The following is a 25,003-nucleotide window of genomic DNA, read 5'->3' on the forward strand; positions in this document are numbered from 1 at the left end:
GATGCTTCAAGTCAATCGTCGCGGAAAAGGCAAGACTATTCTGGTGGCAGGAGGCGCCGGCTTTGTCGGCTCGCATCTCTGCGATGCTCTGCTCGGCCGTGGCGACACCGTCATTTGCGTCGACAGCTATATTACCGGCTCGCCGGACAATGTCAGGCCGTTGATGAACCATCCGGGCTTCCGGCTCATCGAACAGGATATCTGCAAATTCATTGAAATCGGCGAACCGCTCGACCAGATCTATAATCTCGCGTGCGCCGCGTCCCCGCCGCAATACCAGGCGGATCCCGTTCACACGATGATGACGTGCGTCGCCGGTACGGGCAATCTGCTGGCGCTTGCCGAGCGGCACCGGGCCGCCTTTCTCCAGGCCTCGACGAGCGAGGTCTATGGCGATCCCGCCGAGCATCCGCAAAAGGAAGACTATCGCGGCAACGTCAGCTGCACCGGGCCGCGCGCCTGCTATGACGAGGGAAAGCGCGCCGCCGAAGCTCTTTGCTTCGATATGCTGCGTGCCGGCCGCGTCGACGTGCGGGTCGCCCGCATCTTCAACACCTATGGGCCGCGAATGCAGGCCAATGACGGCCGGATCGTCTCCAACCTGATCGTGCAGGCACTCTCGGGGAATCCGCTCACCATCTACGGAAGCGGCATGCAGACCCGGTCCTTCTGCTACGTCACCGATCTTGTCGGCGGCCTTATGGCGCTGATGGATGTGCGGCCGAACCCTGGTGTTCCCGTCAACCTCGGCAATCCCGGGGAGTTCACCATCAACGAGCTCGCGCAGATGATCCGTTCGATGGTGCCGGTGCGAACGGCTGTTGCCTACCGACCTTTGCCGAAGGATGATCCTCAACGCCGCCGGCCCGATATTTCTCGCGCGACAGAACTTCTCGATTGGCAGCCGACAGTGCCCCTTACCGAGGGGCTCAGATATACGATCGACTGGTTTGCCGCCAATTTGGATGATCGTCCCCGCAAACGCGTCGCTGCGCCTCGCCGTCATCGCGCCGCGGCTGCCTCGCAGGCTGCCCCCTTGGACAACTGACCGAGAAGCGGATGAACGCGATGATGAACCTGGCTTTGCAACAGCGTATCAACGAATTAGGCCCCCTGGTTTCAGAATATGCGGTTCGGAGAGATCGAAACCGCGCCGGATCATTTTCTCGGCGACTATCCGGCGTTCAAATGGGAAGGCTTCAAGCATGTCGTGCCGAAGGATCTGCAAGGACGCAGCGTTCTCGATATCAGCTGCAATGCCGGCTTTTATAGCGCTTCGCGCTTTGCCTGGGAAAACCGTTTCACACTTTTTCTGGAATTGCTCTAGCGGGTTCAGAATGCTTAGAGGTGCCCGATTGTTTTCGACCGCTGTCGCTGCGGTCCTCCTTGTCTTACTCTCGACCTGGCTGCTGACGAGACCGCATCCACGTTTTGCGGCCGGCGATCCGACGCTGACGCCGGGAGATGCCGGGCGCGGCAGACTGGTCTTTGCCGCAGGCGGATGTGCCTCCTGCCATGCTTCCCCCGGTCAGCCGGACCGCTTCAGGCTGGGAGGCGACCTTGCGCTGGCCTCACACTACGGAACCTTCAGAGTTCCCAATATCTCGCCCGACCCGAAGGCCGGTATCGGATCGTGGTCGGTCGCCGATCTCGCCAATGCCCTGATCTCAGGCGTTTCTCCGTCAGGTCAACATTACTATCCCGCATTCCCCTATGCCAGCTACACCGGCATGATGCTCGACGATATCAGAGATCTCTACGCCTTTCTGCATACGCTTTCGCCGGTGCCGGAGCGCCCGCAACCGCATGAGATTTCTCCGCTGTTTCGCATCCGCCGGTTCGTCGGTTTCTGGAAGCTCCTGTTCTTCCACGAAGGCAGATCGGAAGGAGCGCGGAACGGCGATCCGGTACATGATCGCGGCGCCTATCTCGTGGAGACACTCGGCCATTGCGCCGAGTGCCACTCATCCCGCAACATCTTCGGCGCGGTAAAGCCGAAAACGCGGTTCGCCGGCGGAGTGAGTTCGGAAGGTGTCGGCTTCAGCCCTAACATCACGCCGACAGGCATCGGCTCGTGGTCGCAGCAGGATGTCGTCGAAATGCTTTACAGCGGCAGGACGCCCGACCACGGCTATGTCGGCTGGTCCATGGTGGATGTGGTCGAGAATACGGCGGAACTCCCGGAGGCCGACCGGCTGGCCGTCGCCCGATATCTGAAGTCGCTGCCGCCGCGACCGACGCCGCATCCTTGATGCGTATCGTCCATAAGCGCGCGACGGGTTGCAGACTCCGCCAGAAACCGGAATTATCCGGCAGCAGATCTTGAAGAAGGCGAGGACGCGGCGCTCGAAGCTATCGATGATGCAACGCCATCCGATTGGACACCGGCGGAACAGGGCAATGGCGGGAACGTTTTCAGCTGAACAGATATAATGTGGGAGGCAGATCGTCATGAATACGGCTTTTGACGAACTCGCGCAAAAAGCTGTCTTGGTCGTCGAGGACGATTACGCTCTCGCCAGCGAACTCGCATCGAAGCTGACAGCAACCGGAATCAAGATTGTCGGGCCCGCACCGAGCGTCGAACGAGCGTTGCAATATATTGAAGATTCCCAAGTTGAAGCTGCCATTCTGGATATCAATCTCGGTGGCACGATGGTGTTCCCTGTCGCCGATGCGCTGGCGAAGCGCAATATCCCCTTCTTCTTCGCAACCGGCTACAGCCGCGACGTTGTGCCTCCCCGCTTTGCGGATCGGATTTTCGTGGAAAAGCCGCTGGACACGAGCGCGATTTACGCTGCCCTTTCCGATTGCCGAACTTCGACGGCGAAAGCACCAGGCGGCCAGAAGAATCTCGTTCTTTCCGCTCTTTCCCAGCGTGAAAATGATCTTATCCGGCCGCTTCTCAAGCCGGTTCGGCTGATTCAAGGAGAGATTCTTGAGCAGCAGTTTGGAGAGATCACGACAGTTTCTTTCATTGAAAGCGGGACGGTCTCGCTGATCGCCTCGTCTCTGGATCGCTCACAGGTAGAGGTGGGCCTTATCGGGCGTGAAGGCGTAACGGGCACCGGGCTGTTGGAGGGCGATTGGCGCACTCCCTACAATCTGGTGGTGCAGACCGAAGGAGCCGCGCAGCGCATCGACATCGACAGCTTCCTTCGTCTGACGCAGAGGGCACCGCAACTGCGCTCGCTTTCATCGGCGTTTTCAAGGACGCTCGCAATTCAGATGGGTTATACGGCCCTGGCCAACAGCCGATATTCCATCGAACAGAGACTGGCCCGTTTGCTGCTCATGCTTGATGATCGATCGGAAAGCCAGGTGCTGCTTCTCACCCACGAGCACATGTCTTCCATGCTCGGCGTCCGGCGTTCCGGAGTTACTGGCGCGCTTCCCATCCTGGAGGGTGAAAAGCTCATCAGGTCGGTACGAGGCAAGGTGATCGTCGTCGATCGCGAGGGCCTCATTCTCAAGGCCAATGGCTCCTACGGCATTCCGGAGGCGGAATACGAGCGGTTGATGGGATTTTCACTGAGGGGCACCGAGAATGTTAGAAGAGTTCATAACCAATTACGGCCTCACTTTTACAGCCCCCAAAATTCCGGGGAGAGGTAGTCGCGCATAAATCGCTATGACGAAAATTGCTGAACTTCGTCACGGACGGGATCCCGTCGAAAAAGAGCGCAACTTTAGTCGTCCGCAATCGTTCGGACGCGCAAAGGACTTTGTAACAGTTTGAATCGACGCATCGTGCTCGTTGGAAAGGCGCCCGGTGGAAAAAATCAATCAAGCCAGACTTTTCTCGGGAAAGCGTATTCTGGTTGTCGAAGACGAGTATTTTGTTGCCGACGAGACGCGTCGGAAATTGGAAAATCTCGGGGCAATCGTCGTAGGCCCCACTGCAAATATTCGTCGCGCGCTCGACCTGATCGCCGGGGAAGACGTCGACGCGGCGATCCTTGACGTTCACCTGGGTGACGAGCTGGTGTTTGCTGTGGCCGATGAACTGGAGGCGCGACAAATCAACTTCGTCTTTGCCACCGGCTACGACCCATCCTTCGTTCCGACAAAGTATAATGGTTTTGCCTTGTGCGAAAAACCGACCGAACTCGAAAAGATCGCCGTTGCGCTCTTCGGTGCGACCGATGGTTTGAAACGGCTTGATTGATCGCCTGGCGGTAGAGCTGTCTTGCAGGTGCTGACGTGCACTTGGCTCGCCGGCATCTCCTGGCCGCCAGCCGCAGCTCCGCCGCCTCGAGCCGGTACCCGGCGGACTGATTCCGTTTGCACTCACGCGCAAGGGAACCATATGGGGCACCGACTGTTGGGGTGACATGAAAGGGCAAGACCATGTCTTCCAGCGTTACCAAGGATATTATTGCGATCGGCGGGTCGGCGGGGAGCAGAGCTGTCCTCAAGACCCTCTTTGCCGATTTGCCCTCCGACCTTCCGGCAAGCATTTTCGTCAGCACCCATATTCCTGCAAACTCTCCCAGCCTGCTGCCTGAGATTCTTGCCGATAGTTCCAACCTGCCCGTGAGGCAGGCGGTCGACGGGCAGCCGATCGAGCGAGGCCACATCTATGTCGCCGCACCCGACCGCCACCTTCTCCTCATGGGTGAAACGATCAAGTTCGGAGCGGGTCCGCGCGAGAACATGGTCCGTCCGTCGATTGACCCGATGTTTCGATCTGCTGCCCTGTCGTTTGGTCCACGAGCAGTGGGGCTCGTCCTGACGGGGATGCTCAATGACGGAGCGGCGGGGCTGCATGCGATCAAGTCCCATGGCGGGACGACCGTGGTGCAACACCCGCTTGATGCGGAGGCGGATCAAATGCCCTTAGCCGCGTTGGAAGCAGTGGAGGTCGATCATGTGGCCTCGGCAGCCGAGCTCGGCGGGCTTCTTGTCAAAATCGCCGGAAGCGAGGCCGGACCGGTTCCTGATGTGCCATCCGACGATCTGCGGCTGGAGGTCGAAATCGCCGCTGGCGACCGGCTTGGCAGTGCGGCACTTCGCAAGATCGCGTCTCCAAGCGCCCTGACCTGCCCCGATTGCCATGGCGTGCTTTCCGAGGTTCGCGGTTCGCGGCCGTTGCGATTTCGGTGCCAGATCGGCCACGCCTATACCGCCGACGTCCTTGCTTCGCATATCGACGAGCTTGATGAGGCGATCAGAATCGCCATGCGCATCATGGAGGAGCGGCTGACGCTCGTGGAACGGATGGCACGCGACGCTCGCGCCACCGGCCGCAATGCCGTTGCCGAACTCTACGAGGCAAGGGCGGCGGAGTATCGGCAATATTCCACGACCCTGCGTGACGCCGCTCTGAGCTCGCTGCGCCACGGTCGCGCGTCGCCGTTCCAGGACATCTGATAAAGTTGTATCTTTCTGCCGTGCGGAGGGTTTAGAATCGTCCGCGGCAGAGGCATGGATCGACGATGGCGTACGACGAACGGGAAGACATGGAGGAACAGACAGGCGCGGCTGAGCGAGATCAGCACGAACAGCCTATCGTGATCGTCGGCATAGCGGTATGCGCTCGCTCGCTCCGTTCGCTCGAGCAGGTATTCTCCGACATCGGCGCCGGCCTCGGCGCATCCTATCTCGTGGCGGTGCGCCAGGAGGAGGGGCTCACTGCAGCTGCCGTCCTCGAAATGCTGGCACAGCAGCAACGACTGGCGGTGACGGTCGCGGTGGACGGAGAGTGCATCCTTCCAAACCATATCTACGTCGGCGGTTCCGACGATATGATGACCGTCGAGGATGGTCATATCCGCATTCGGCCTGCCTCGGAACCCGTCGGCCATCGTGGAACGGTCGACACGATGTTGATCTCGCTGGCAGAACATGCCCATGAACGCGCGATCGCTGTGGTCCTGGCGGGTCTCGACAATGATGGCATCGCCGGGGTGGCGGCAACCAAGAAATTTGGCGGTCTGTCGATCACGGAGATAGACGACGGCGACGATCAATCTGCTGAGGAGGGAGGAGTGCTGGCAATCGCTGACTTGCGACTGCCGGCGAGGGGTATCGCAGCCCACATTGCGCTCTATGCCGGCAATGTCGTCGAGGAGGAAGACGCGGGCCTGGATGAGGAGCCATCGAGCGCCATCGAGGCGCAGATCACCCAGATTGCCACGGTTCTTCGTAATGTCACCAGCCATGACTTCCACGGATACAAGCGCGGCACCTTCACGCGGCGCGTTCAGCGGCGTATGCAGGTGCTGCAAATCGGCGATATCGATAGCTATATCGAGCGGCTGCGCGCCAGCCGCGACGAAGTTCAAAACCTCTTTCAGGACCTGCTGATCGGCGTTACCCAGTTTTTCAGAGATCCCGCCGAGTTCGAAGCGCTGGAGCGCGAAATTCCGAGGCTGTTCGAGGGCAAGGAACCGGGTGACCAGCTGCGCGTCTGGGTGCTGGGCTGCGCCACCGGGGAAGAAGCCTATTCGATCGCGATGCTGCTGCGCGAGCATATGGCGACCATGGATTATCCTCCGGACGTGCAGATCTTCGCGACAGATCTCGATGCCCGCGCGCTCGGGATTGCGCGTGCCGGGCGGTATTCCGCAGCGATAACCTCCCAGCTCAAGCCGGACCGGCTTGCCCGATGGTTCGTGCGTGAGGGCGACACCTATTGCGTCGTCAAGGAGTTGCGGGAAATGTGCATCTTCTCGCCGCACAACATCGTCAAGGATGCGCCATTCTCCCGCATCGACATCCTCTCGTGCAGGAACCTGCTGATCTATCTCGACAGCGAGCTGCAGAACCGGGTTATCCCGATCTTTCACTTCGCCCTCAGGCCGAGTGGTATCCTGTTTCTGGGTTCATCGGAAAACGTCACCCGCCACGCCAAGCTTTTCGCGCCTGTCGACCGAAAGAACCGGCTGTTTCGAAGGCTGGAGACGGCGGCCCGCATTATTCCGGACTTCCCGCTCAGTTCACGTCCTCGCAGCCCCGACCATGCGCTTTCGGCGCCGGCGCCGATGCTGCAGACCGGCCGGCTGTCGGCCACGATCAGCCGGCAGGCAGAGGTCGTCGCAGAGCGATTCGCGCCGGCCTATGTCGTCGTCGATTCACATTACGACGTGCTGCACTTTTCGGGACGCACGGGCCGGTACCTCGAACCGGCTTCGGGGACCGCGACGCTCAATCTCCTCAGCCTTGCCCACCGAGATCTGCGGCTTGACATGCGATCCGCCTTGCAGCGTGCCACGACGGAGGCGGTCAAGGTCGAAGTTCCAAGGGTGCTGCTGCGCCAGGACGATCGCACCTACGCCGTCAACATCATTGTCGAACCCCTCGGAAGCGGCGATGTCACCTCGCTGATCGTGCTTTTTCAGGATGCCGGGCAAGTGGCCGAAGGGGCGGCTCCTGACGGAGGGAGGCTGACGAGCGAAGAGCATGTCCAGCGTCTGGAGACCGATCTGCGCGTCACCCGTGACCGTCTTCAGGCAACGATCGAGGAGCTCGAATCGACAAATGAGGAGCTCAAATCTTCGAACGAGGAATATCAGTCGATCAATGAAGAGCTGCAGTCGGCCAACGAGGAGATGGAAACCTCGAAGGAAGAATTGCAGTCGGTGAACGAGGAGCTGCAGACCGTCAACGGCGAGCTTGCCCATCGCGTTACCGAACTCGATCGTACGAATTCCGACTTGAAGAACCTTCTCGAAGCGACGCAGATCGCCACGGTGTTCCTCGACAACGATCTGCGAGTCAGGAGCTTCACGCCGGCGGCGACCGAAATATTCCATCTGCTCGAAACCGATGTCGGGCGGCCGCTGGACCACGTCGTCTCCCGCGTCGCTTATCCGGAGCTGCTGGACGATGTTCGCCTTGTCCTCAGAACGTTGGTGCCTGTTGATCGGAAAGTCAGCGATCCCGTTAATAACCGGCATTATGCTGCACGCGCCCTGCCTTACCGCAGTGTCGACAACTATATCAGCGGTGCTGTCGTCACCTTCACCGATCTGACCGCCACTTACGAGGCGGAGGTGGCGCTTCGACGGAGCGAGGAGCGCCTGCAGCGCGTCTTGGAGACGGACGCGGTCGGCGTGATTTTTCTTCATCGGGACGGCGTCATATTCGACGCCAACGAGGTTTTCCTGAAGATGTCCGGCTACAGCCGCTCGCAGATGGAACGCGGCGAACTGCACTGGCGTCGGCTGACTCCGGAGGAGCATCTCGCCGAGACCGAAGCCCAGATGGAGGCTTTGAAGGAGACCGGCAAGATCGGGCCATATGAGAAGGAGTTTTTCCTCGCCGACGGCACGCGCCGCTGGATGTTGTTTGCCGGTCGTGATCTTGGGGATGGTACGATCGCCGAATTCTGCATCGACATCTCGGCGAGAAAACAGGCGCAAGCAGCTGTGCGGCAGGGGGAGGAGCAGTTCCGCCTGTTCGGCGAAGCCTCTTCCGACGTTTTGTGGATCCGAGACGCAGAGACGCTGCAATGGGTCTATCTGACGCCGGCCTTCGAGACCATCTATGGTGTCGACCGGGAGCAGGCGATGACCGGCAATAATTTCCGCAGCTGGGCCGAACTGATCATTCCCGAAGACCGGGAACAGGCGCTTTCCGAGATTCGCCGTGTGCGGAACGGTGAGCGGGTAGAATTCGAATACCGCATCAGGCGGGCCTCGGACCACGAAATCCGCTGGTTGCGCAACGCCGACTTCCCGCTCTTAGGAGAAGACGGAAATGTCCAGCAGATCGGTGGTATCGGCCGCGACATCACCGATGAAAAGGCCTCTGCCGACCGTATGAAGGTACTCGTTGCCGAGCTTCAGCACCGCACGCGCAACCTCATGGCCGTTGTCCGCTCGATGGCTGATAAGACCATGCGTACCAGCGTCGACCTGGCGGATTTCCACGAAAGATTCCGTAACCGCCTGGATGTGCTGGCACGGGTGCAGGGCCTCCTGTCACGTCTGCAGGAGGGAGACCGCATCACATTCGATCAGCTAATCCGTTCCGAACTGGCGGCCCACGGCGTGCTGGACGGCCAGATGGACCGGATCACCCTGGATGGCGCGGAAGGCGTCAGGCTTCGCTCGACCACCGTGCAGACAATGGCTTTGGCAATGCATGAGTTGGCCACCAATGCCGTCAAATATGGGGCGCTTAGCCAACCCCAAGCGCAACTGTCGATCACGTGGCGCCTCGAACAACCCGGCGACGGGGGCAAGCCATGGCTGCATGTCGACTGGCGGGAGAACGGGGTGAAGATGCCGCCCGAAGATTCCGGACCGCAAGGGGGCGGCCAAGGCCGAGAATTGATCGAGCGGGCGCTGCCCTACCAGCTTGATGCGAAAACCTCCTACACACTTGGAGAGGACGGAATCAGTTGCTCGATCGCAATTCCCATTTCCGTCAGCAACCTGCTCGAGGACGAAGCAAACGGCTGAAGGATAAGGCGTCGATGCTTGGTCGTTCGAGAGGACAGATTTTGGCTGATGGATCTCTCCGGGAGAGCTGAGACAAAGCCCTTGAACCGTGTCAAGCTATAAGCTGACGGCCGTGTCGCAGCTGTTTTCGGGGTCGGTGGGCGTAGCTAAAAGGACGGCGTAAGACTCTCGCCCGTCACGGGGTCGAACTATCTTCGGATCCGCCGGCCTGTTGCTTCTCGTCGCATTCTAGCAGCTCTGCCTTAAGCCTCTCAAGGTGCGCCACATGCATGTCCTGCGACTCCTCGAAATTGGTCAAAAGCCGTATCGCTTCCGTCACGTCGGCGCCGCGGTTGATCAGCTCAGCGACGATCTCGCGCTGCCGAGCGACGTGCAGTCCTCCCGCGGTGACATGTTCTTGCGCCTGCTCTAAATGCTTCTTCACAATCGCGCGATCCATCCGGATCTCCTCTAAAGCGCGTCGAGCAAATTTCTTCATGCCACGCGCTTTAGTTTTTGTTTTGATGCATGTCACATCTTGGAACTGCAGACTTCCGGAGGGCATGCACCCAAGCATGATCATGCGCTTATTATCAACGTTTGGATACTGGCGCCGTGATGGTCCGAGTAACTTTAAAGGCGGGTTGATCGGAAACCCAAATTTCTTAACGAGCATAGAGATAGGCTGCGAGATCGCGGGCTTCCTGTTCGGAAATTCCGGTGGCCGGCATCGCCGTTCTTGGCGAATGGCCCTGCGGCGCGACAATCCACCCGATGAGGTTGTCGGCGGAATTATTGAGCACGCCGGCAATGTAGACCCGCTCGCGCAGATCGGAAAGATCGCCCCCGACCTTGCCGTCGGCGCCCTCGATGCCGGGAATGGTGTGACATCCGGCGCAGCCATATCGGCGAAAAATCGCCGGCGCCCGCGCCGGATCGCCTTTCGTCATGGCGACGGCAACAGCTTGCCTTTCGGAGCGCTGCCGGTAGACGTCGGTCAAAGTCAATGCCGCCGTCAGGCTCACCAGGCAGGCGGCGATCACAAAGGCGGAGCGAAGGGAATTATAGGGCGACGATACGTGTTCCATCTGCGCCTCCTTTTCCGGAATCCCTGATCCACAGAGCCGTCAGCGCCAGCGCAACAGTGGCGTAGACGAGGCCGGCAGGAACCCACATTACCAGGCCTGCCATCTGCTGGTCTTCGAGCGGCGACAGCCCCCAAGCCCCGGACGATCGGGTCTGCACGGCGTAGAGCACGTTCGGTGACAGGGCGATGAGGGCCCCGAGAATGCTCATATGGAGCATCGTCAGGAAAAGATGCCAGGCCGCCAGCCCCCTGTTCGTCTTCCAGATGACGGACCACCAGAACAGGATGGCACTCAGGAAAAAGGAAAGATGCTGCAGACGGTGGAGCGGCGTGCTTTCGATCGCGGCGTCGAACAGGACGGGCGTATGCCATGCCCAGATTGCCGCCCCGTGCAGCAGCGTCGCGACAGTGCCGTTGCTCAGCAACGTCCAGGTCCTGCGGACCATGCTCGAGGCAAGCACCTGTCCCGCCCGGCGCCTGACGATCCTTGGCAGGCCCCAGAGCAGCACCGCCGATGGGCGTGCCAATACGATGAGCGGCGCGGCGATTGCCATGACCAGTTCATGTTCGATCATATGGACGGTGAAAAGCTGCTCTCCCAGCCAATGCAGGGGAGAGATCAGTGCGCCGGCAAGCACCAGCCAGCCGGCCCAATAGGCCAAAAGCCGGTGCGCGAAGACGCGCCGGCCTGCGGATGATCGCGACATGAAGCGAAGGCTTCCGCTTGCATAGAGGGCTGCGCAGACTGCGAGCGGCGCGATTATCCAGGCATCGGCCGTCCATGGAAAGGAACTCGAATGGGCATGGGCTTCATGTGCCAATCCCGGTGTCGCCATAAGAAGAAATGCGATTGTCGTTGCTGTTCTCATAGCCGCGGCACCCAATAGATGCATCCGTAGAGGGGAAGCCAGGCGAGGACGACAAAGTTCCAGTAGATCGCGTTGTCTTCAACATCGCCGTAGCGCCGCGCATTGTCGCCATGCTTCGAAAACATCAGGCAGGCGAGAACGACGGTATCGACGAGATCGGTGATGATGTGGGTCGCGTGCAGGCCGAGCATCGTCCAGACGATCGATCCGTAGGCGTCGTCGTCCCAGCCTATGTGAAGAGCAGGAAATTCGTAGGCGCGAGGTATGAGGGGCGCCGCTCCGAGAAGCGCCATGATGATTAGTCCCGCGCGCACCTTGCGGAGATCCCTCTGCTTCGCCCACCGCGCGACGAGCATATTCGGCACGATGCTGACGAGAAGCAGCAGGGTCAGGATCGTGCCGGGAAGGAGATCCGGGGCAGGGGCTCCGATCGGCCAATGCGGCGCCAGGCTCATGAGATAGAAGTAAACGACGATCGCCAAAGCGAATCCCATGCCTTCAATCAGCATGAAGGCGCTGGTTCCCCAGAACGTCAGGCTCGCGCTGCCCAAGCCGTGCAGGGGAAGCTTCGACAGATCGGTGACCACGCGCTCCTTCATGACTCGTCCTCCGGCGTTTGCTTCGGCCAGAACCATCCTGTCAGGGTGATCGCCACCGGAACGGCTCCCCAGACGACCGCCCACGGGCTGAAGATCGAGCCGATCAGCATGATGCTGGTGGCAATGGCCGCCAGAAATGGCCAGATGGAATCGGCTGGCGAGGCCTCCCGCGCCTCCGGCTCGCCTGATGTGACGCTGCTGACGATCAGTTCCCGCCGATCGAGCCGAAGTCCCGTCGCCACCGGCAACGTCTCGCCCGACATCCAGAGCGGTTCGCGCGTTTCGACCACGGGAATATGCCGAAAATTATAAGGGGGAGGGGGCGAGGGTATGGCCCACTCCAGTGTTGACGCATTCCAGGGATTGGGGCCGGCCGGTGGGCCATGGCGGAAGCTGCGCAGGGCATCGATGAAGAAGACGAGGAAGCCGGCGGCCAGGATAAAGGCGCTAAGGCTGACGAACAGGTTCAAGCCGGCCCAGGGCAGCTCGGGCGGATAGGTGTAGACGCGCCGCGGCATGCCCTGGAGGCCCAGGATGTGCATCGGGAAGAAAGTCAGGTGGAAGCCGGTGAAGATCAGGCCGAAGGCCCACCGGCCGAGCCTTTCGCTCATCATCCGGCCGGTCATCTTTGGGAACCAGTAATAGATCGCGCCGATCAGCGGGAAGACGGAGCCGCCGATCAGCACATAGTGGAAATGGGCGACGACGAAATAGGTGTCGTGGACCTGGGTATCGAGCGGCACCGACGCCACCATGACGCCGGTCAGGCCGCCGATGACGAAGGTGATGAGAAAGCCGATGACGAAAAGCAGCGGTGTCTTGAAGACCGGACGGCCATCCCACAGCGTTGCCAGCCAGCAAAAGATCTGGGTTCCGGCGGGAATGGCGATTGCCATGCTCGAGGCGGTGAAAAAGCTGCTCCCCAGCCGCGGCAGGCCGGCCACGAACATGTGGTGCACCCACAGGCCGAAGGAGAGAATTCCGGTGGCGATCATCGCCAGCACCAGCGGCATATAGCCGAAGACAGGACGCCGCGTGAAGGTGGAGATCATGGCGGAGACGATGCCGACCGCCGGCAGGAAGATGATGTAGACCTCGGGATGACCGAAGAACCAGAACAGGTGCTGCCAGAGAAGGACATCGCCCCCTTCTGCCGGATTATAGAACTGGGTGCCGACCAGCCGGTCGAGAATGAGCGACGAGCTGGCGAACATGATCGCCGGCATGGCCAGGATGACGAGAAAGGCGGTGACCAGCATCGACCAGACGAAGACGGGGATCCGGTCGAGCGACATGCCGGGCGCCCGCAGTTTGAAGACCGTCACGACGATTTCGACGGCAACGGCGAGGGCGGAGACCTCGGTGAAGGTGATCATCTGCGCCCAGAGGTCTGCCCGTTTCCCCACGCCATATTGCGGGCCGGCCAGAGGCACGTAGGAAAACCAGCCGACATCGGGGGCGGTATCGAGGGCGAGAGAGATCCAGAGCAGCAGCCCGCCCGCGAGGTAGATCCAGTAGGAGAAGGCATTCAGCCTGGGAAAGGCGATGTTGCGGGTTCCGACCATCAGAGGAACCAGATAGACCGCCATCGCCTCCATGACCGGCACCGCAAACAGGAACATCATGTTGCTGCCGTGCACGGTGAAGATCTGATTGTACCGGTCGGCGCTGATGAAGCGGGCCTCGGGGAAGGCGAGCTGGATGCGCATCACCAGCGCCAGCACGCCGCCGAGGATGAGAAAGACAAAGGCTGTCGCGATATAGCGCCGACCGATGATCTTGTGATCGACCGTGGAGAGCGCTGCCAGCAATCCGGAAGGCGTCGACCATGTGCGCCTGAGGAAGGCTTCCGCTTCTTCACTGCCGGCAGCCAGATCGGCGGGGGAAGGGGTTCTGCCGCCGCCGGTCATCGCAGACCACTCATGTAGGCGCTCACTTGCCGCAGCTCTTCGCCGGTGAGGGGGACCAACGGCATGTTGTTGCCGGGCTTCAGCGTTTGCGGGTCGGCAATCCATGCCGCAACCGATCCCCGCGTATTCTCCAGCCGCCCCGCGGCAATCATGCTGCGGCTGCCGACATGGGTGAGGTCAGGTCCGGAGGTGCCCGATGCCTCGGTGCCGCGGATGGCGTGACAGGCGGCGCAAGGCTTGCTCATGAAGACCAGCCTTCCCGACGCGGCATCACCATCGGCCGGCGCGGCTGCCGTCTTTCTCTGCGACTCCAGCCATCTGGCATAGTCCTCCGGCTCCTCGGCGATCACCAACAGCGCCATGTGGCTGTGCTGCAGGCCGCAGAATTCGGCGCATTGGCCACGATAGATGCCGGCTTTGCTGGCATGCAGCGTCAGCCGGTTGTCGCGGCCGGGGACCAGATCCTGCTTTCCCGTCAGGTTGGGCACCCAGAAGGAATGAATGACATCAGTCGCTTCCAGACGCAGCCGGACATCGGTTCCCACCGGGATATGCAGCTCGTTGGCGGTCTGGAATGTCCTGGCGGGATCCGCATCGAGATAGGTAAACTGCCACCACCACTGCTGCCCGCGAACGGCGATGGTCGGCGGATTGTCCCGGCCGCGGTCGACGCCATTGGTTGCGTAAAAGCTGGTGATGGTCAGGAAGCTTACGACCAGGAAAGTCATAACGATCGCGCCGCTAACGACCCTGCCCATGGAACGCTCAGTCTGTGGTTCGCCGGGGGCCTGGTTTTTCCTGCCAACCAGCGCCCATGCCATGACGCTCATGACAAGCACGAAGACGACGCCGCAGACGGCGACGAACAGGAATATCAGGCTCTTGAGTTCCGAAGCGGCAGGTCCGTCCGCATTCAGCGCCGATTGCGTCCCAGCGCAGCCTGACAAAAACAGGGTGCATGCCGCGGCGATCTTCAAGGCCGGACACCTCGATCGGAGCGGACGCCCACCGGCCCTTCCTCGAAAAGAGTTGCGGCCGGCGCGCGGTTCTCGGCCGGTCTCGTATGCTTGTCGTCGTTGCGGCTCGGCGCGGTATAGGGGGCGGAATAGGCGCCGATCGTCCTGACATAACCGGCGAGCTGCCAGATCTGGTCGCTCGTCATTCTGTTCGCGAAGGCAGGCATGCCGTGAGGCCGTCCGTCGCGTATGGATGCCACGACCGATACCATTTCCGAGCCATAAAACCACCAGCCGTCAAGAAACGAAGGGCCGGTCCCGCCTCGTCCGTCTCCATGGCAAGTAGGGCAGCCGAACCAGGAATAAAGGCGCTTGCCCTGGCTCAGATCATAAGCGGTCGTCTCATAGGGCTTGCCAAGCGCGAAATAGACGTCGGGTGGTGTGCCGCCGATCCTGTCCGGCATCAGCCGGAACTGATCGAGAGATGATGTGAGCGGCGGATCGGCGCGATACTGCCTTGGATGTCTTGCCCAGCCGATCGCGGCTCCGATCATCAACATACCGAGCAGCACTATCGAGACCAACCAGATGCCTTCCTTCTTGACGGCGCTATCGGCAAGCAAAGGGAACCGATCGGGACCGGACGCGACGGCGGGATGGGCGCGACGCAAGCGTAGACGGCTTGCCCAGGCGATGGCGGCCCAGACGGCTGCCATCGTGAGAAGCGATACTCCCGCCGACCAGGGGACGTGCTTGCTTTCGCGCATTGCCGGGACCTAGATCAGGACCGCGACGACAGGGCCGAAAGACTGAGCCGCACCGGCAACATCTTGTAAGAGGGGGTCTTGGCCTTGGCGTCGTGGTGCGACAGCGGAAAGAGCGGGTTCGCCTCAGGGTAATAGGCCGCACAGCACCCGGCCGGAATTGGGTGCGGAGCAACCTTGAAGCCGGTGACGCGGCGCGTTGTGGCGATGTCGATGGCGGTCGTCAGATCGACGAAATCGCCTTCTTTGAAGCCCAGTCTGCCAATATCCTCTTCGTTCATGAAGACCACCTTTCGCGTCCCCTTCACGCCGCGATAGCGATCGCCGTAACCGTAGATGGTCGTGTTGAACTGGTCGTTGGAGCGTAGCGTGGCGAGGTTGAGAACCTCAGTGGCGCCCGGACCGATGTCGAGTTCGGGGAAGAGCCGCGGCGGCGTGATGAAATTGGCTTTCTGGTTGGGCGTCGTCCATTTGCGTTCCCTGGCCGGCACCGGTCTCGGAATGCCGCCCGGCTGAAACATGCGTTTGTTGAAATCCCTGAATGTCTCGGGATAGGTCGCTTCGATCGCATCGCGGATCTTCGAATAATCGCCGACCCATTCGTCCCAGGGGACTCGGCCATTCGCCAGCGTCGCCTTGGCAATGCCGGCGATGATGGCGGGCTCCGACAGAAGCTCCTCGCTCGCGGGTTTCGCCTTCCCACGCGAGCCATGGAAATGAGCCACAGAACTTTCGATGGAAACGGCTTGCGGACCGCTTGCCTGTTCATCGATCTCGATACGGCCGAGACAGGGAAGGAGATAGGCGATTTCGCCATGGATGACGTGGCTGCGATTGAGCTTCGTCGCGATCTGTACGGTCAGGCGGAGTTTGCGCCAGGCCTCCTCCATCGCTTCCGTTTCCGGGACGGCGCGCAAGAAATTGCCACCGAGGCTGACGAAGGCCTTGGCTTCGCCCTCCATGATCGCCTTGCAGGTGTCGACGGTCGAGCGTCCTTCCCATTGTGGCGGTTCGAACCGGTAGAGCTCCTTCAGCTTATCGAGCGGCACGAGGTCCGGCTTTTCCGTTATCCCGACCGTGCGCTGGCCCTGCACGTTCGAGTGGCCACGCACGGCGCAGATATTGGCGCCGGGCTTGCCGATATTGCCGCGCAACAGCGCGAGGTTGGCGACCATATGAACGTTCTGGACACCCATCACATGCTGGGTGAGACCCATGCCGTAGATCATCAGCACCGCCTCCGAATGGGCGTAGGTGCGGGCTGCCTGAATCATCTGTTCGCGGGTCAAGCCGGAAACACGTTCCAGCTCGGCCCAGTCATATCGGCGGGCGGCTTCGGCGAATTCCTCGAAACCCGACGTATGCGTGTTGATGAAATCGTGGTCGAGAACATGCTTTTTGTCGGCGGCGGCAATGGAAGCGGCGAACGCCACCGCCGCGGCATTATCCGGTTTATGGGGCACGGCATCGGAGCCTGAAACCTTGCTCATGCCCATTGCCTTCATCGCATCGTCGGCTTCGATCAAGGCTTTGCAGACCCCGAAGAGGGCCGCGATGTCGCCTCCGTTCTTCACCTGGTAATATTCCGACGAAATCGGCGTCGACCGACCGGTCAGCATCTGGCTCGGCATTTGCGGGTTGATGAAACGTTCAAGGCCCGGTTCGCGCAACAGATTGAAGGTGACGATTTTCACGCCCCGGTCGACGGCGTCCTGAAGGTCATGCAGCATTCGCGGGGAGGAGGTGGCGACGTTCTGCGCCATATAGAAAATGCAATCGCAGTTCTGGAAATCGGACAGGATTGCCGTGCCGACGGAGGCTCCGATGCTTTCCGGCAGACCGACCGAGGAGCTTTCGTGACACATGTTGGAAGAATCGGGCAAGTTGTTGCTGCCGAAGATGCGGGCAAAAAGCTGATACATGTAGGAGGTCTCGAGGGAGGCGCGCCCGGAGGTGTAGAAATCGACCTCACGCGGAGGAATTGACCGCAGCGCCTCGCCGATTTCTGCGAATGCATCGTTCCAGTCTACCGGCTCGTATTTGTCGGTCGAGCGGTTCCACCGCATCGGATGGGTCAGGCGACCTTGTTCTTCGAGATCGTGATCGCTCCACTGCTCCAGCTCATGCAATGTATGGGCGGCGAAGAAGGCGCGGTCGGCGCGGCGGGAAGTGACCTCCCAGGCGGTCGCCTTTGCGCCGCTTTCGCAAAATTCCATCGCATGCGGTTTTGCAGGCTTGGCCCAGGCACAACTGACGCACATGTAACCGTCTGGTTTGTTGTGATGGGAAAGCAGCGACGGCCCCGATCGGGGGACGTGTTCGCGGAGAAGAATTTCTCCAAGAGATCTCGCCGCCGCCCAGCCGCCAGCCGCAGGCGTGCTCTCACCGATAGTTGGCGGATGTTTCGATCGCGCTGACATTTTTGCCTCCCGATATTGTCGTAGGGGGATCCCCGGCAGATATTTTGCGATCCAAACTCTTCGAGAAACAAACTGTTCCAGGCGAGTCGGCAAAGTGACGAGCGGGGCTGTTGACAGCCGGTGACGGGAGACGAGGCAATAGGCTGGGCTTCTCAGCCGCGTCGCATGTGCTCAGAGCGGCGTCGGAGCGTCGGCCTCCACCTCGGCATAGAGCTGACCGCACATCGTCAGCGATCGCCGCATCGCAGCGACGCGATCTTCGGCGTCTTTGGATGAATAGGCCCAGATGTCGGTCGCCCAGCTCTTGCCATCCATCTCGTACTGCAGGGCAAATCTATAGAGCCGTCGCTCATCTGCATCGGTGCTGACGAAAGCGCGATCGGGATCATCGTGGCGCTGGCGCGGAAAACTTACAACATTCACAACCTGCTCCTCGGGTTCACCTCATCGCCAGGGCTCGAAAGCCCGCTTTTCCTTTGGACTAACCTGATCGCCCGGATTTCGTTCCCTGAGCTCTGAGCGACGAATAATGTGTGGACTTTTTCAGTTGCGAGGGCTTGCGTGCCGAAAACTGGCTGCTCGCGTGAGCGCCAAAAGGGCGGCCCGGCGCGTCGCGGTTGGAAATAGAATGTACCCCGCCTACAGCCGAATCTGGCGTAAGCGGAATTATGGAACTTGCTTCTGTGGTGGGCTATTCGCAATAGCAGCTGTGGCCGCGCGCGAAAGGAACCATTGCCGCATGCTCCTTTTTGATCCTCTTCAGATATCCCTGATCGGCGCGTAACGACTGACGGTGCCTGAGCACCAGTTCGAAGTTGATGCTCTCCATCACGCTTCCAGAAAACTCGGGAAATGCGGGTTGCGCCTCGGGCGTGCGCCGGGTTGCGGCGAGCGCTGCGGCCTGAATTTCGACACCCAGGCGCAGTTCGAGGATCTGCATGGCGGAACGGATGTCTTCGACCCGGCTGATCTCGAAATTCAGGGTCCTGGCATCCTTTTCGCTGACGAAAACGCCGGCCCCTGGCTGGCGGTCACCCTGCCGCCGACCTTCAGCGACGTCAGCGTCTCGCCACCTGCCTTGCGCCCGGGTTTTCAGCTTAACAGATCCCGGATGACTTCTAGAGGATGGGGGATCGTCCTGCGGTCTATTTCCTTGACCTGCGACCGGCAGGAATAGCCGGTCGCCATGACGACGGTCCCGTCCTCGCCGGCGGCGATCTGTTCTGCCCAGCTCATCGCATAGAGCGTTTCGGAAATCTCTCTGTTGCGGGCTTCGTGGCCAAACGTTCCCGCCATGCCGCAGCAACCCGCATCGGCCACCTGCAGGTCGATGCCGAGGGTGCCGAAGACCGCTTTCCACTGCGCAACCGCCGAGGGAATATTGGTGCGTTCGGTACAGTGCGGCAGAAGCCGGACCGTCGCCACGGCCTGCCGCCTGACCGCCTCCGCCAGGTCCTTGCCGTTTGCGGCCAGCCATTCCTGCGGCAGCAGCACGGTTGCGTGGGATAGTCCTTTCGGCAAGGTCATGTACTCGCTGCGATAGGCGAGGGTCATGGATGGGTCCAGCCCGACAAGCGGCACGCCGATTGTCGCCAAACGATTCAGGGAGCGCAAGGTCGCGACGGCCGCCTTTTCGAAACGGTCGAGGTAGCCGTGGACATGCAGCGCTTTTCCGTTGGTGAGCGGCGGCGCGATGAACGGCGACAGCCCGAGCTTGCGGGCGACCTCGACGGCGGCGACGACCACTTTGGGATCGAAATGCGCAGTGAAGGCGTCGGGAATGAAGACGACGGTGCGGCCGCGCGCCTCGGGAGACATCTTCATGATCTGCTCCGCGTCGGCGGTCGGAACCCCGAGGCCAGCCAGCGGTGACGCCGGCGGCATCTTCGGCAGCGCGGTCAAGCCGACGAGCTTCATCGCCGCGCGGCCGGCAGCCGTTCCGGCAAGGAGATTGTAGAGAGGACGGATCCGCGCCATCAGCGGCAGAGTGGCCTCAATGCCGGCCACCAGCGGATCTTTCAGCGGCCTGAGGTAGCGGCCGTAATAGAGGTTCAGGAACTTCGAGCGGAACGCGGGGACGCTCACCTTGACAGGACATTGACCAGCGCAGGCCTTGCAGGCGAGGCACGTATCCATAGCTGCCCGCACTTCGTGCGAAAAATCGGTCCGATTGGCCGGGTTCAGCGAGTTGAACGCCCGCCTGACAAGCCCGATCACCTTGTTCGAATTGCGGAGCCGAACCGCTTCCTCACGGGGATCGACACCCTGCTCGACGAGGAGCCGCAGCCATTCCCGCATCAGGGCGGCGCGCCCCTTCGGCGAGTAAACCCGGTTGCGGGTTGCCTTGTAGGACGGGCACATCGGGCTGGTCTCGTCGAAATCGAAACAGGCGCCGTTGCCGTTGCAATAGGCTGCATTGTCGAAGACCGCGCGGATCTCGTTGCCGATGATGCGGTCGACGCTTCCCCGCAAGGGAATCTCGTCGATCTTCATCAGCGCGCCATCGTCGGGCGTGGCGATCTTGCCCGGATTGAGGCGGTTCTCCGGATCGAACGTCTTCTTGATCTGCTGGAGGCTCGGATAGAGATCGCCGAAGAATTCCGGCACATATTCTGAACGCACACCCTTGCCGTGCTCGCCCCAGAGAACGCCGCCATGCTTGCGGGTGAGCGCCACCACCGCGTCGGTGATTTCCCGGATGAGCGGCACATGGTCGTCCCGCGTCAGGTCGAGGGCCGGCCGCACATGAAGCACGCCCGCATCCACATGCCCGAACATGCCGTAGGAGACGCCGGCCGCATCGAGGAGAGCGCGGAATTCTCGGATATAGGCGGCGAGATTGTCAGGAGGGACGGCGGTGTCCTCGACGAAAGCCACCGGGCGCACCGGGCCTTCGACATTGCCGAGAAGCCCGACGGCGCGCTTGCGCATCGCCCATATCGCCTCGACGTCCGCCTTCTCCCGGGCGATCGTAAGGCCGATATTGCGGACGACATCGGCGCGGGCCAGCGCCGACGTCACCGCCATGAGCTTCTGTTCCAACTCGACCGGGTCGTCGGCCAACACCTCGGCGATATTGATGCCGTTGGCCGGACCGCGCTGGTCATCCGGGAAAAACCGCGCGATGCCGCTCCACACGATGTCACCCTTGGCAAGGCCAAGCACCTTCTCGTCGATCGTTTCCACCGAGGCGACGTTCAGCGCGGTCAGCGACCTTGCGTCTTCGAGAGCGGTGTTGAAGTCGTCGTAGCGGATATTGACCAGCGCCGCATATTTGGGGATCGGCAGAAGGTTGAGCTCGATCTCGGCGATCATCGCCAGCGTGCCTTCCGAGCCGCAGATGATCGCATTGAGATCGAAGCGTCCGTCGTCGCGACGGATATGCGCAAGGTCGTAGCCCGTCATGTAGCGGTTGAGGCGCGGAAAGATTTCCTCGATGCGCGCGCGCTCGTCGCGCGCGATCCTGTCGACCGTCCGGTGGATTTCGCCGACGCGGTCGCCGCGTGACTTGATCTCGGCGAGAGACACGTCGTCGAGGGGACGCGACCACCAGTCCGTCGCATCGGTCAGGACCATCCTGAGGCCGAGCACATGGTTGCTCGTCTTGCCGTAGAGGCAGGAGCCCTGGCCGCAGGCATCGGTCGAGACCATGCCGCCGATCGTCGCCCGATTGGAGGTCGAAAGTTCCGGAGCGAAGAACAGGCCATGATCCTCAAGGGCGCGGTTGAGCTGGTCCTTGACGACGCCGGCTTCGACGCGGGCGACCCGCCGCACCGGATCGATCTCCAGAACCCGGTCCATATGCCGTGAGCAGTCGACGACGAGGCCGTCCGTCAGCGACTGGCCATTGGTGCCGGTGCCGCCGCCGCGCGCGACGACGCGCAGGCCGCGGAACGGGTCTTCGGAGAGGACCCGCATCAAGGCCTTCATGTCCTCGATATCCTTGGGAAAGAGGATCCCCGCCGGCTCGATCTGGTAGATCGAGTTATCCGTCGAAAGCACGGTGCGCGAGGCGGCGCTGGTCTCGATGTCGCCGGCAAAGCCTGCCTCGAGCAGTCGCTCGAAGAAGCCAGCTCCGGGAAGAAGTGAAGATTCTCTGGTCTTGATACGGGGGATCATTTTATCGCTGCCGAAAACGCCCGAGCTTATAAAACTTTTGAAGCAACTGAAATAGAGGTGCGCAGGTACCGCAGCCATTTTCGCCATGGCTGAATGCTGAACCGACAGGCTGGCAAGATTGAAAATTGCTCTTCTCTTGGAGGGAGTAGAACCTGAGACTCGCCATTCGACGTCTGGCTGTTGAACAGATCCGAACCGGCGTTCCCCCTCACAAGTGAACTACGCAATCGAAAAGTCGAATTTCCGGTGTAGTTGAGCATGTAACAATACCCTGCCCGGCAGCATCAAAGGTTTCCGCGCTGTCGGCAAGATCAACCCTTCATACCTCATTCGCGGGCCGCCACGGCGCGGTCGCGGCAAGCCACTGTCGCGTGCGGGCCTCGGGATCCGCGTTGCGGGTGATATCGGTGACCACAGCAGCACTATCGGCGCCTTTTTCCAGCACCAACTGCGCGCGTTCGGCGGTGATCCCGCCAATGGCGACGAGCGGTATCGCGCCGACGCGCCGCCGCCAGTCCGAAAGACGTTCAATGCCTTGCGGCGCCCATTTCATCTGTTTGAGAATCGTCGGCCAGACCGGTCCGAGTGCAACGTAATCCGGCTCGGCCGCCAGCGCCGTCTCCAGCTCCGATATGTCGTGCGTGGAAAGGCCGAGCTTCAGGCCGGCGCGGCGAATGGCAGCCAGATCGGCCGCGATCAGGTCTTCCTGCCCGAGATGAATGAAATCGCATCCCTCGTCGATCGCCAGCTTCCAGTAATCGTTGATGATCAATTGGCAGGCCGCTGCCGCGCAGGTGGCTTTCGCACGCCGGATCTCCTCGCGAAGCACGGAGTTCGGACAATCCTTGATGCGCAGCTGGACGAGTTTGACGCCGAGTGGCACGAGACGCTCGACCCATTCGGCGCTGTCGACGATGAGATAGAAGGGGTCTAGCCTCATGAGAAGACTGCCTTGCCGATGACGGGAGTGGATGGGACGGCCATGTCGCGCGGCTCCAACGGCACGGCGCCATGCGCAATGCGGCCGGCATCGATGGCAAGCGCGAAGGCCTCGGCCATGGCGGCGGGATCACCAGCGCCGGCAACGGCGGTGTTGAGAAGAACGGCATCATAGCCGTATTCCATGACAGCGGCGGCGTGAGACGGGCGGCCGATGCCGGCATCGACGATGAGCGGCACATCCGGAAAATGTGCTCGGAATGCCCGCAGCGCCATCGGGTTCACCGGTCCCATGGCGGAGCCGATCGGCGCGCACCACGGCATCAGAACGCGGCAGCCGGCATCCAGCAGTTTTTCGGCGACGACAAGATCGTCGGTCGTATAGGGGAAGACCTGAAAGCCTTCGCCCGACAGGATGCGAGCCGCCTCGACAAGTCCGAAGACATCGGGCTGCAGCGTATCCTGATGACCGATCACCTCAAGCTTGATCCAGTCGGTGCGGAAAACGTCGCGCGCCATCTTCGCTGTCAGCACCGCCTCCTGCACGCTGTGGCATCCGGCCGTATTCGGCAGCACGCGCACGCCAAGCTCGCGAATCAGCTCGAAGAAGGCGCCGCCCGCCTTGCCGCCGGCGGCCTCGCGCCGCAGCGAGACGGTGACGATCTCGGTTTTGGAGCGTCTCGCTGCCTCTGCAAGGACGGCGGGAGACGGATAGCGTGCGGTGCCAAGCAGCAGCCTTGAGCCGACTTCAACATCGTATAGTTTCAGCATCTTAGCCTCCTTGCATGGGTGAGAGAATTTCGATGCGGTCGCCTTCGCCGAGCCTGAAATCGGCGCGGTCCTCGCGGTGCACCAACTCGCCGTTGACCGCAGTTGCGATCCAGCCGCCTTCGTAGTCCAGAGTGAGAAGCAGGTCTGCCAGCGTCGCGGCGGCGACCTCCTGTTCCTCGCCATTGATGATGAAGGTCATGAGGGCCTCCTTTCCGGTTGTCCTTGGTCGGTGAGAAGACGCCGCGCCACCTCGCCGGCCATGGCCGGCGCAAGCAGAAAGCCGTGGCGGTAGAGGCCGTTGACATGGAGAGTGCGTCCCTCCTGTGTCACGCGCGGCAGATTGTCAGGATAAGCGGGCCGCACGCCTGCGCCGGTTTCCGTCACCCGTGCCTCGCCGAAGGCAGGATGCATCGCATAGGCGGCATTCAGCAACTCCATCAGCGAACGGGCGGTAATCGGGCCGCCATCGTCGCTTTCGATCATCGTCGCTCCGATCATGAAGCGGTTTTCGTCCCGCGGCACGATGTAGATCGGGTGGCGCGGATGCAGCAGGCGGACGGGGCGGGAGAGACTGAGCTCGCTTGTTTCGACGCAGAGCATCTCACCTCGAACGCCGCGCAATCCAGGCAGCCGGCCGATCTGTGCGGCACCGGTGCAGTCGACCACCCGGTCATGATCAACCTCCGCTTCGCCGACGACGCCCAACGTCAGTCGCATTCGGGCGTCCTCAAGTCCTGCGGCCAATGCCGCGAGCGCCTGCCGCGGATCGAGATGCGCTTCCTGCCGGAAGAACAGCGCCCTGCGGAAGCGGCCGGCGAGATCCGGTTCGAGGGCTGCGATTGCCGCCTCGTCCAGCCATTCCCATCCGCTTGTCCGGCGGGAAAAGCGCTCGAGTTCGCCGGTATCGCGCCCGCCCGCCACAACAAGCGTTCCCCGGCGATGGACATGGCCCGGCAGTGCCGCTTCCCACCAGTCCGCGGCAAGGCGACCGAGCGTCAGCACCGGCTCTTCTGCGCTTTCCCGCTCGCACCACGGCGCCAGCATGCCGCCGGCAAAGCCGGAGGCACCAGCGCCGACCTTGTCGGCCAGCTCCGCAAGAGTGACGCGGAAGCCGTGGCGATAGAGCTGCCAGGCCACGGTGAGGCCGGCAACGCCGGCCCCCTTGACGAGAACGCGCATG

General features: G+C 61.4%; 20 protein-coding genes and 2 pseudogenes. 7 read left to right on the forward strand and 15 right to left on the reverse strand.

Annotation, left to right across the window (positions count from 1 at the left end; all coding sequences use genetic code 11):
• Position 1 precedes the first annotated feature (1 nt).
• The 7 genes and pseudogenes from Tal182_RS22510 (at position 2) to Tal182_RS22540 (ending at position 9,410) form a co-directional block, all read left to right on the forward strand.
• A complete protein-coding gene (locus tag Tal182_RS22510; RefSeq protein ID WP_085861065.1) occupies positions 2-1,048 on the forward strand; it encodes a UDP-glucuronic acid decarboxylase family protein in 1,047 nt (348 codons plus the stop codon).
• Positions 1,049-1,068: 20 nt separating this feature from the next.
• Positions 1,069-1,273, forward strand: a pseudogene (locus Tal182_RS22515) (TIGR04290 family methyltransferase); the annotation flags it as partial.
• Positions 1,274-1,337: 64 nt separating this feature from the next.
• Positions 1,338-2,252, forward strand: coding sequence for a cytochrome c (locus tag Tal182_RS22520; protein ID WP_064806524.1), 915 nt, complete (start codon positions 1,338-1,340; stop codon positions 2,250-2,252).
• A gap of 199 nt (positions 2,253-2,451) precedes the next feature.
• Positions 2,452-3,615 (forward strand): helix-turn-helix domain-containing protein, encoded by a 1,164-nt coding sequence (locus Tal182_RS22525; protein ID WP_085861066.1) that lies wholly within the window; start codon positions 2,452-2,454, stop codon positions 3,613-3,615.
• A gap of 157 nt (positions 3,616-3,772) precedes the next feature.
• Positions 3,773-4,168 (forward strand): response regulator, encoded by a 396-nt coding sequence (locus Tal182_RS22530; protein WP_064812451.1) that lies wholly within the window; start codon positions 3,773-3,775, stop codon positions 4,166-4,168.
• 182 nt (positions 4,169-4,350) lie between these two features.
• Complete coding sequence (locus Tal182_RS22535; protein ID WP_085861067.1) at positions 4,351-5,373, forward strand: chemotaxis protein CheB; 1,023 nt, start codon at positions 4,351-4,353, stop codon at positions 5,371-5,373.
• A 65-nt stretch (positions 5,374-5,438) separates the two neighbouring features.
• Positions 5,439-9,410 carry a CheR family methyltransferase gene (locus tag Tal182_RS22540; protein WP_085861068.1) on the forward strand — a complete coding sequence of 1,324 codons (3,972 nt, stop codon included), beginning with the start codon at positions 5,439-5,441 and terminating at the stop codon, positions 9,408-9,410.
• Positions 9,411-9,585: 175 nt separating this feature from the next.
• Here Tal182_RS22540 and Tal182_RS22545 read toward each other — a convergent pair whose 3' ends face one another.
• The 15 genes and pseudogenes from Tal182_RS22545 to thiO all read right to left on the reverse strand — a co-directional run bounded on the left by Tal182_RS22545 (position 9,586) and on the right by thiO (position 25,002).
• On the reverse strand, positions 9,586-9,849 hold the full coding sequence (locus Tal182_RS22545) for a hypothetical protein (RefSeq protein WP_064806659.1): 264 nt from the start codon (positions 9,847-9,849) through the stop codon (positions 9,586-9,588).
• A 205-nt stretch (positions 9,850-10,054) separates the two neighbouring features.
• Positions 10,055-10,477, reverse strand: a complete 423-nt coding sequence (locus tag Tal182_RS22550) for a c-type cytochrome (RefSeq protein WP_064812455.1) — start codon at positions 10,475-10,477, stop codon at positions 10,055-10,057.
• Positions 10,452-11,345 (reverse strand): cytochrome c oxidase assembly protein, encoded by an 894-nt coding sequence (locus Tal182_RS22555; protein WP_064812456.1) that lies wholly within the window; start codon positions 11,343-11,345, stop codon positions 10,452-10,454. The genes Tal182_RS22550 and Tal182_RS22555 overlap by 26 nt, the downstream gene beginning before the upstream one ends.
• A complete protein-coding gene (locus tag Tal182_RS22560; protein ID WP_064812457.1) occupies positions 11,342-11,944 on the reverse strand; it encodes a cytochrome c oxidase subunit 3 in 603 nt (200 codons plus the stop codon). The genes Tal182_RS22555 and Tal182_RS22560 overlap by 4 nt, the downstream gene beginning before the upstream one ends.
• Positions 11,941-13,854 carry a cytochrome c oxidase subunit I gene (ctaD, locus tag Tal182_RS22565; RefSeq protein ID WP_085861069.1) on the reverse strand — a complete coding sequence of 638 codons (1,914 nt, stop codon included), beginning with the start codon at positions 13,852-13,854 and terminating at the stop codon, positions 11,941-11,943. Before ctaD ends, Tal182_RS22560 begins: the two co-directional genes overlap by 4 nt.
• Positions 13,851-14,831, reverse strand: coding sequence for a cytochrome c oxidase subunit II (coxB, locus tag Tal182_RS22570; RefSeq protein ID WP_064812458.1), 981 nt, complete (start codon positions 14,829-14,831; stop codon positions 13,851-13,853). The genes ctaD and coxB overlap by 4 nt, the downstream gene beginning before the upstream one ends.
• On the reverse strand, positions 14,828-15,370 hold the full coding sequence (locus Tal182_RS22575; protein WP_064806661.1) for a c-type cytochrome: 543 nt from the start codon (positions 15,368-15,370) through the stop codon (positions 14,828-14,830). The genes coxB and Tal182_RS22575 overlap by 4 nt, the downstream gene beginning before the upstream one ends.
• Before the next feature lie 221 nt (positions 15,371-15,591).
• Entirely contained in the window at positions 15,592-17,994 is a 2,403-nt protein-coding gene (locus Tal182_RS22580) for an FdhF/YdeP family oxidoreductase (RefSeq protein ID WP_085861070.1), read from the reverse strand.
• Between the two features lie 171 nt (positions 17,995-18,165).
• Positions 18,166-18,417, reverse strand: a complete 252-nt coding sequence (locus tag Tal182_RS22585) for a hypothetical protein (RefSeq protein ID WP_064806537.1) — start codon at positions 18,415-18,417, stop codon at positions 18,166-18,168.
• A 304-nt stretch (positions 18,418-18,721) separates the two neighbouring features.
• Positions 18,722-19,056: pseudogene (locus Tal182_RS33210) on the reverse strand (FadR family transcriptional regulator); the annotation flags it as partial.
• Between the two features lie 30 nt (positions 19,057-19,086).
• Positions 19,087-22,113: an FAD-binding and (Fe-S)-binding domain-containing protein gene (locus Tal182_RS22595; RefSeq protein WP_085861071.1), complete on the reverse strand. Its 3,027-nt coding sequence runs from the start codon at positions 22,111-22,113 to the stop codon at positions 19,087-19,089.
• A gap of 319 nt (positions 22,114-22,432) precedes the next feature.
• Positions 22,433-23,053 carry a thiamine phosphate synthase gene (locus Tal182_RS22600; RefSeq protein WP_085861072.1) on the reverse strand — a complete coding sequence of 207 codons (621 nt, stop codon included), beginning with the start codon at positions 23,051-23,053 and terminating at the stop codon, positions 22,433-22,435.
• Complete coding sequence (locus tag Tal182_RS22605; protein ID WP_085861073.1) at positions 23,050-23,823, reverse strand: thiazole synthase; 774 nt, start codon at positions 23,821-23,823, stop codon at positions 23,050-23,052. The genes Tal182_RS22600 and Tal182_RS22605 overlap by 4 nt, the downstream gene beginning before the upstream one ends.
• Position 23,824: 1 nt before the next feature.
• The gene (gene thiS, locus Tal182_RS22610) at positions 23,825-24,022 is read right to left on the reverse strand and encodes a sulfur carrier protein ThiS (RefSeq protein WP_085861074.1); all 198 of its coding nucleotides are present in this window, start codon (positions 24,020-24,022) and stop codon (positions 23,825-23,827) included.
• The gene (gene thiO / locus Tal182_RS22615) at positions 24,019-25,002 is read right to left on the reverse strand and encodes a glycine oxidase ThiO (RefSeq protein WP_206426548.1); all 984 of its coding nucleotides are present in this window, start codon (positions 25,000-25,002) and stop codon (positions 24,019-24,021) included. Before thiO ends, thiS begins: the two co-directional genes overlap by 4 nt.
• Position 25,003: the final 1 nt, after the last annotated feature.

It is taken from the genome of Rhizobium sp. TAL182, from assembly GCF_002117725.1.
GTDB lineage: Bacteria > Pseudomonadota > Alphaproteobacteria > Rhizobiales > Rhizobiaceae > Rhizobium > Rhizobium esperanzae.

Excerpts from the sequence above, each read along its gene's own strand:
- Tal182_RS22595 (WP_085861071.1), bottom strand. The coding sequence starts at position 22,113 with ATGATCCCCCGTATCAAGACCAGAGAATCTTCACTTCTTCCCGGAGCT.
- Tal182_RS22535 (WP_085861067.1), top strand. The coding sequence starts at position 4,351 with ATGTCTTCCAGCGTTACCAAGGATATTATTGCGATCGGCGGGTCGGCG.
- Tal182_RS22510 (WP_085861065.1), top strand. The coding sequence starts at position 2 with ATGCTTCAAGTCAATCGTCGCGGAAAAGGCAAGACTATTCTGGTGGCA.
- Tal182_RS22545 (WP_064806659.1), bottom strand. The coding sequence starts at position 9,849 with ATGGATCGCGCGATTGTGAAGAAGCATTTAGAGCAGGCGCAAGAACAT.
- ctaD (WP_085861069.1), bottom strand. The coding sequence starts at position 13,854 with ATGACCGGCGGCGGCAGAACCCCTTCCCCCGCCGATCTGGCTGCCGGC.
- Tal182_RS22580 (WP_085861070.1), bottom strand. The coding sequence starts at position 17,994 with ATGTCAGCGCGATCGAAACATCCGCCAACTATCGGTGAGAGCACGCCT.
- Tal182_RS22520 (WP_064806524.1), top strand. The coding sequence starts at position 1,338 with ATGCTTAGAGGTGCCCGATTGTTTTCGACCGCTGTCGCTGCGGTCCTC.
- Tal182_RS22555 (WP_064812456.1), bottom strand. The coding sequence starts at position 11,345 with ATGAGAACAGCAACGACAATCGCATTTCTTCTTATGGCGACACCGGGA.
- thiS (WP_085861074.1), bottom strand. The coding sequence starts at position 24,022 with ATGACCTTCATCATCAATGGCGAGGAACAGGAGGTCGCCGCCGCGACG.
- Tal182_RS22540 (WP_085861068.1), top strand. The coding sequence starts at position 5,439 with ATGGCGTACGACGAACGGGAAGACATGGAGGAACAGACAGGCGCGGCT.
- Tal182_RS22560 (WP_064812457.1), bottom strand. The coding sequence starts at position 11,944 with ATGAAGGAGCGCGTGGTCACCGATCTGTCGAAGCTTCCCCTGCACGGC.
- Tal182_RS22600 (WP_085861072.1), bottom strand. The coding sequence starts at position 23,053 with ATGAGGCTAGACCCCTTCTATCTCATCGTCGACAGCGCCGAATGGGTC.
- Tal182_RS22575 (WP_064806661.1), bottom strand. The coding sequence starts at position 15,370 with ATGTTGATGATCGGAGCCGCGATCGGCTGGGCAAGACATCCAAGGCAG.
- Tal182_RS22605 (WP_085861073.1), bottom strand. The coding sequence starts at position 23,823 with ATGCTGAAACTATACGATGTTGAAGTCGGCTCAAGGCTGCTGCTTGGC.
- thiO (WP_206426548.1), bottom strand. The coding sequence starts at position 25,002 with ATGCGCGTTCTCGTCAAGGGGGCCGGCGTTGCCGGCCTCACCGTGGCC.
- Tal182_RS22550 (WP_064812455.1), bottom strand. The coding sequence starts at position 10,477 with ATGGAACACGTATCGTCGCCCTATAATTCCCTTCGCTCCGCCTTTGTG.
- Tal182_RS22525 (WP_085861066.1), top strand. The coding sequence starts at position 2,452 with ATGAATACGGCTTTTGACGAACTCGCGCAAAAAGCTGTCTTGGTCGTC.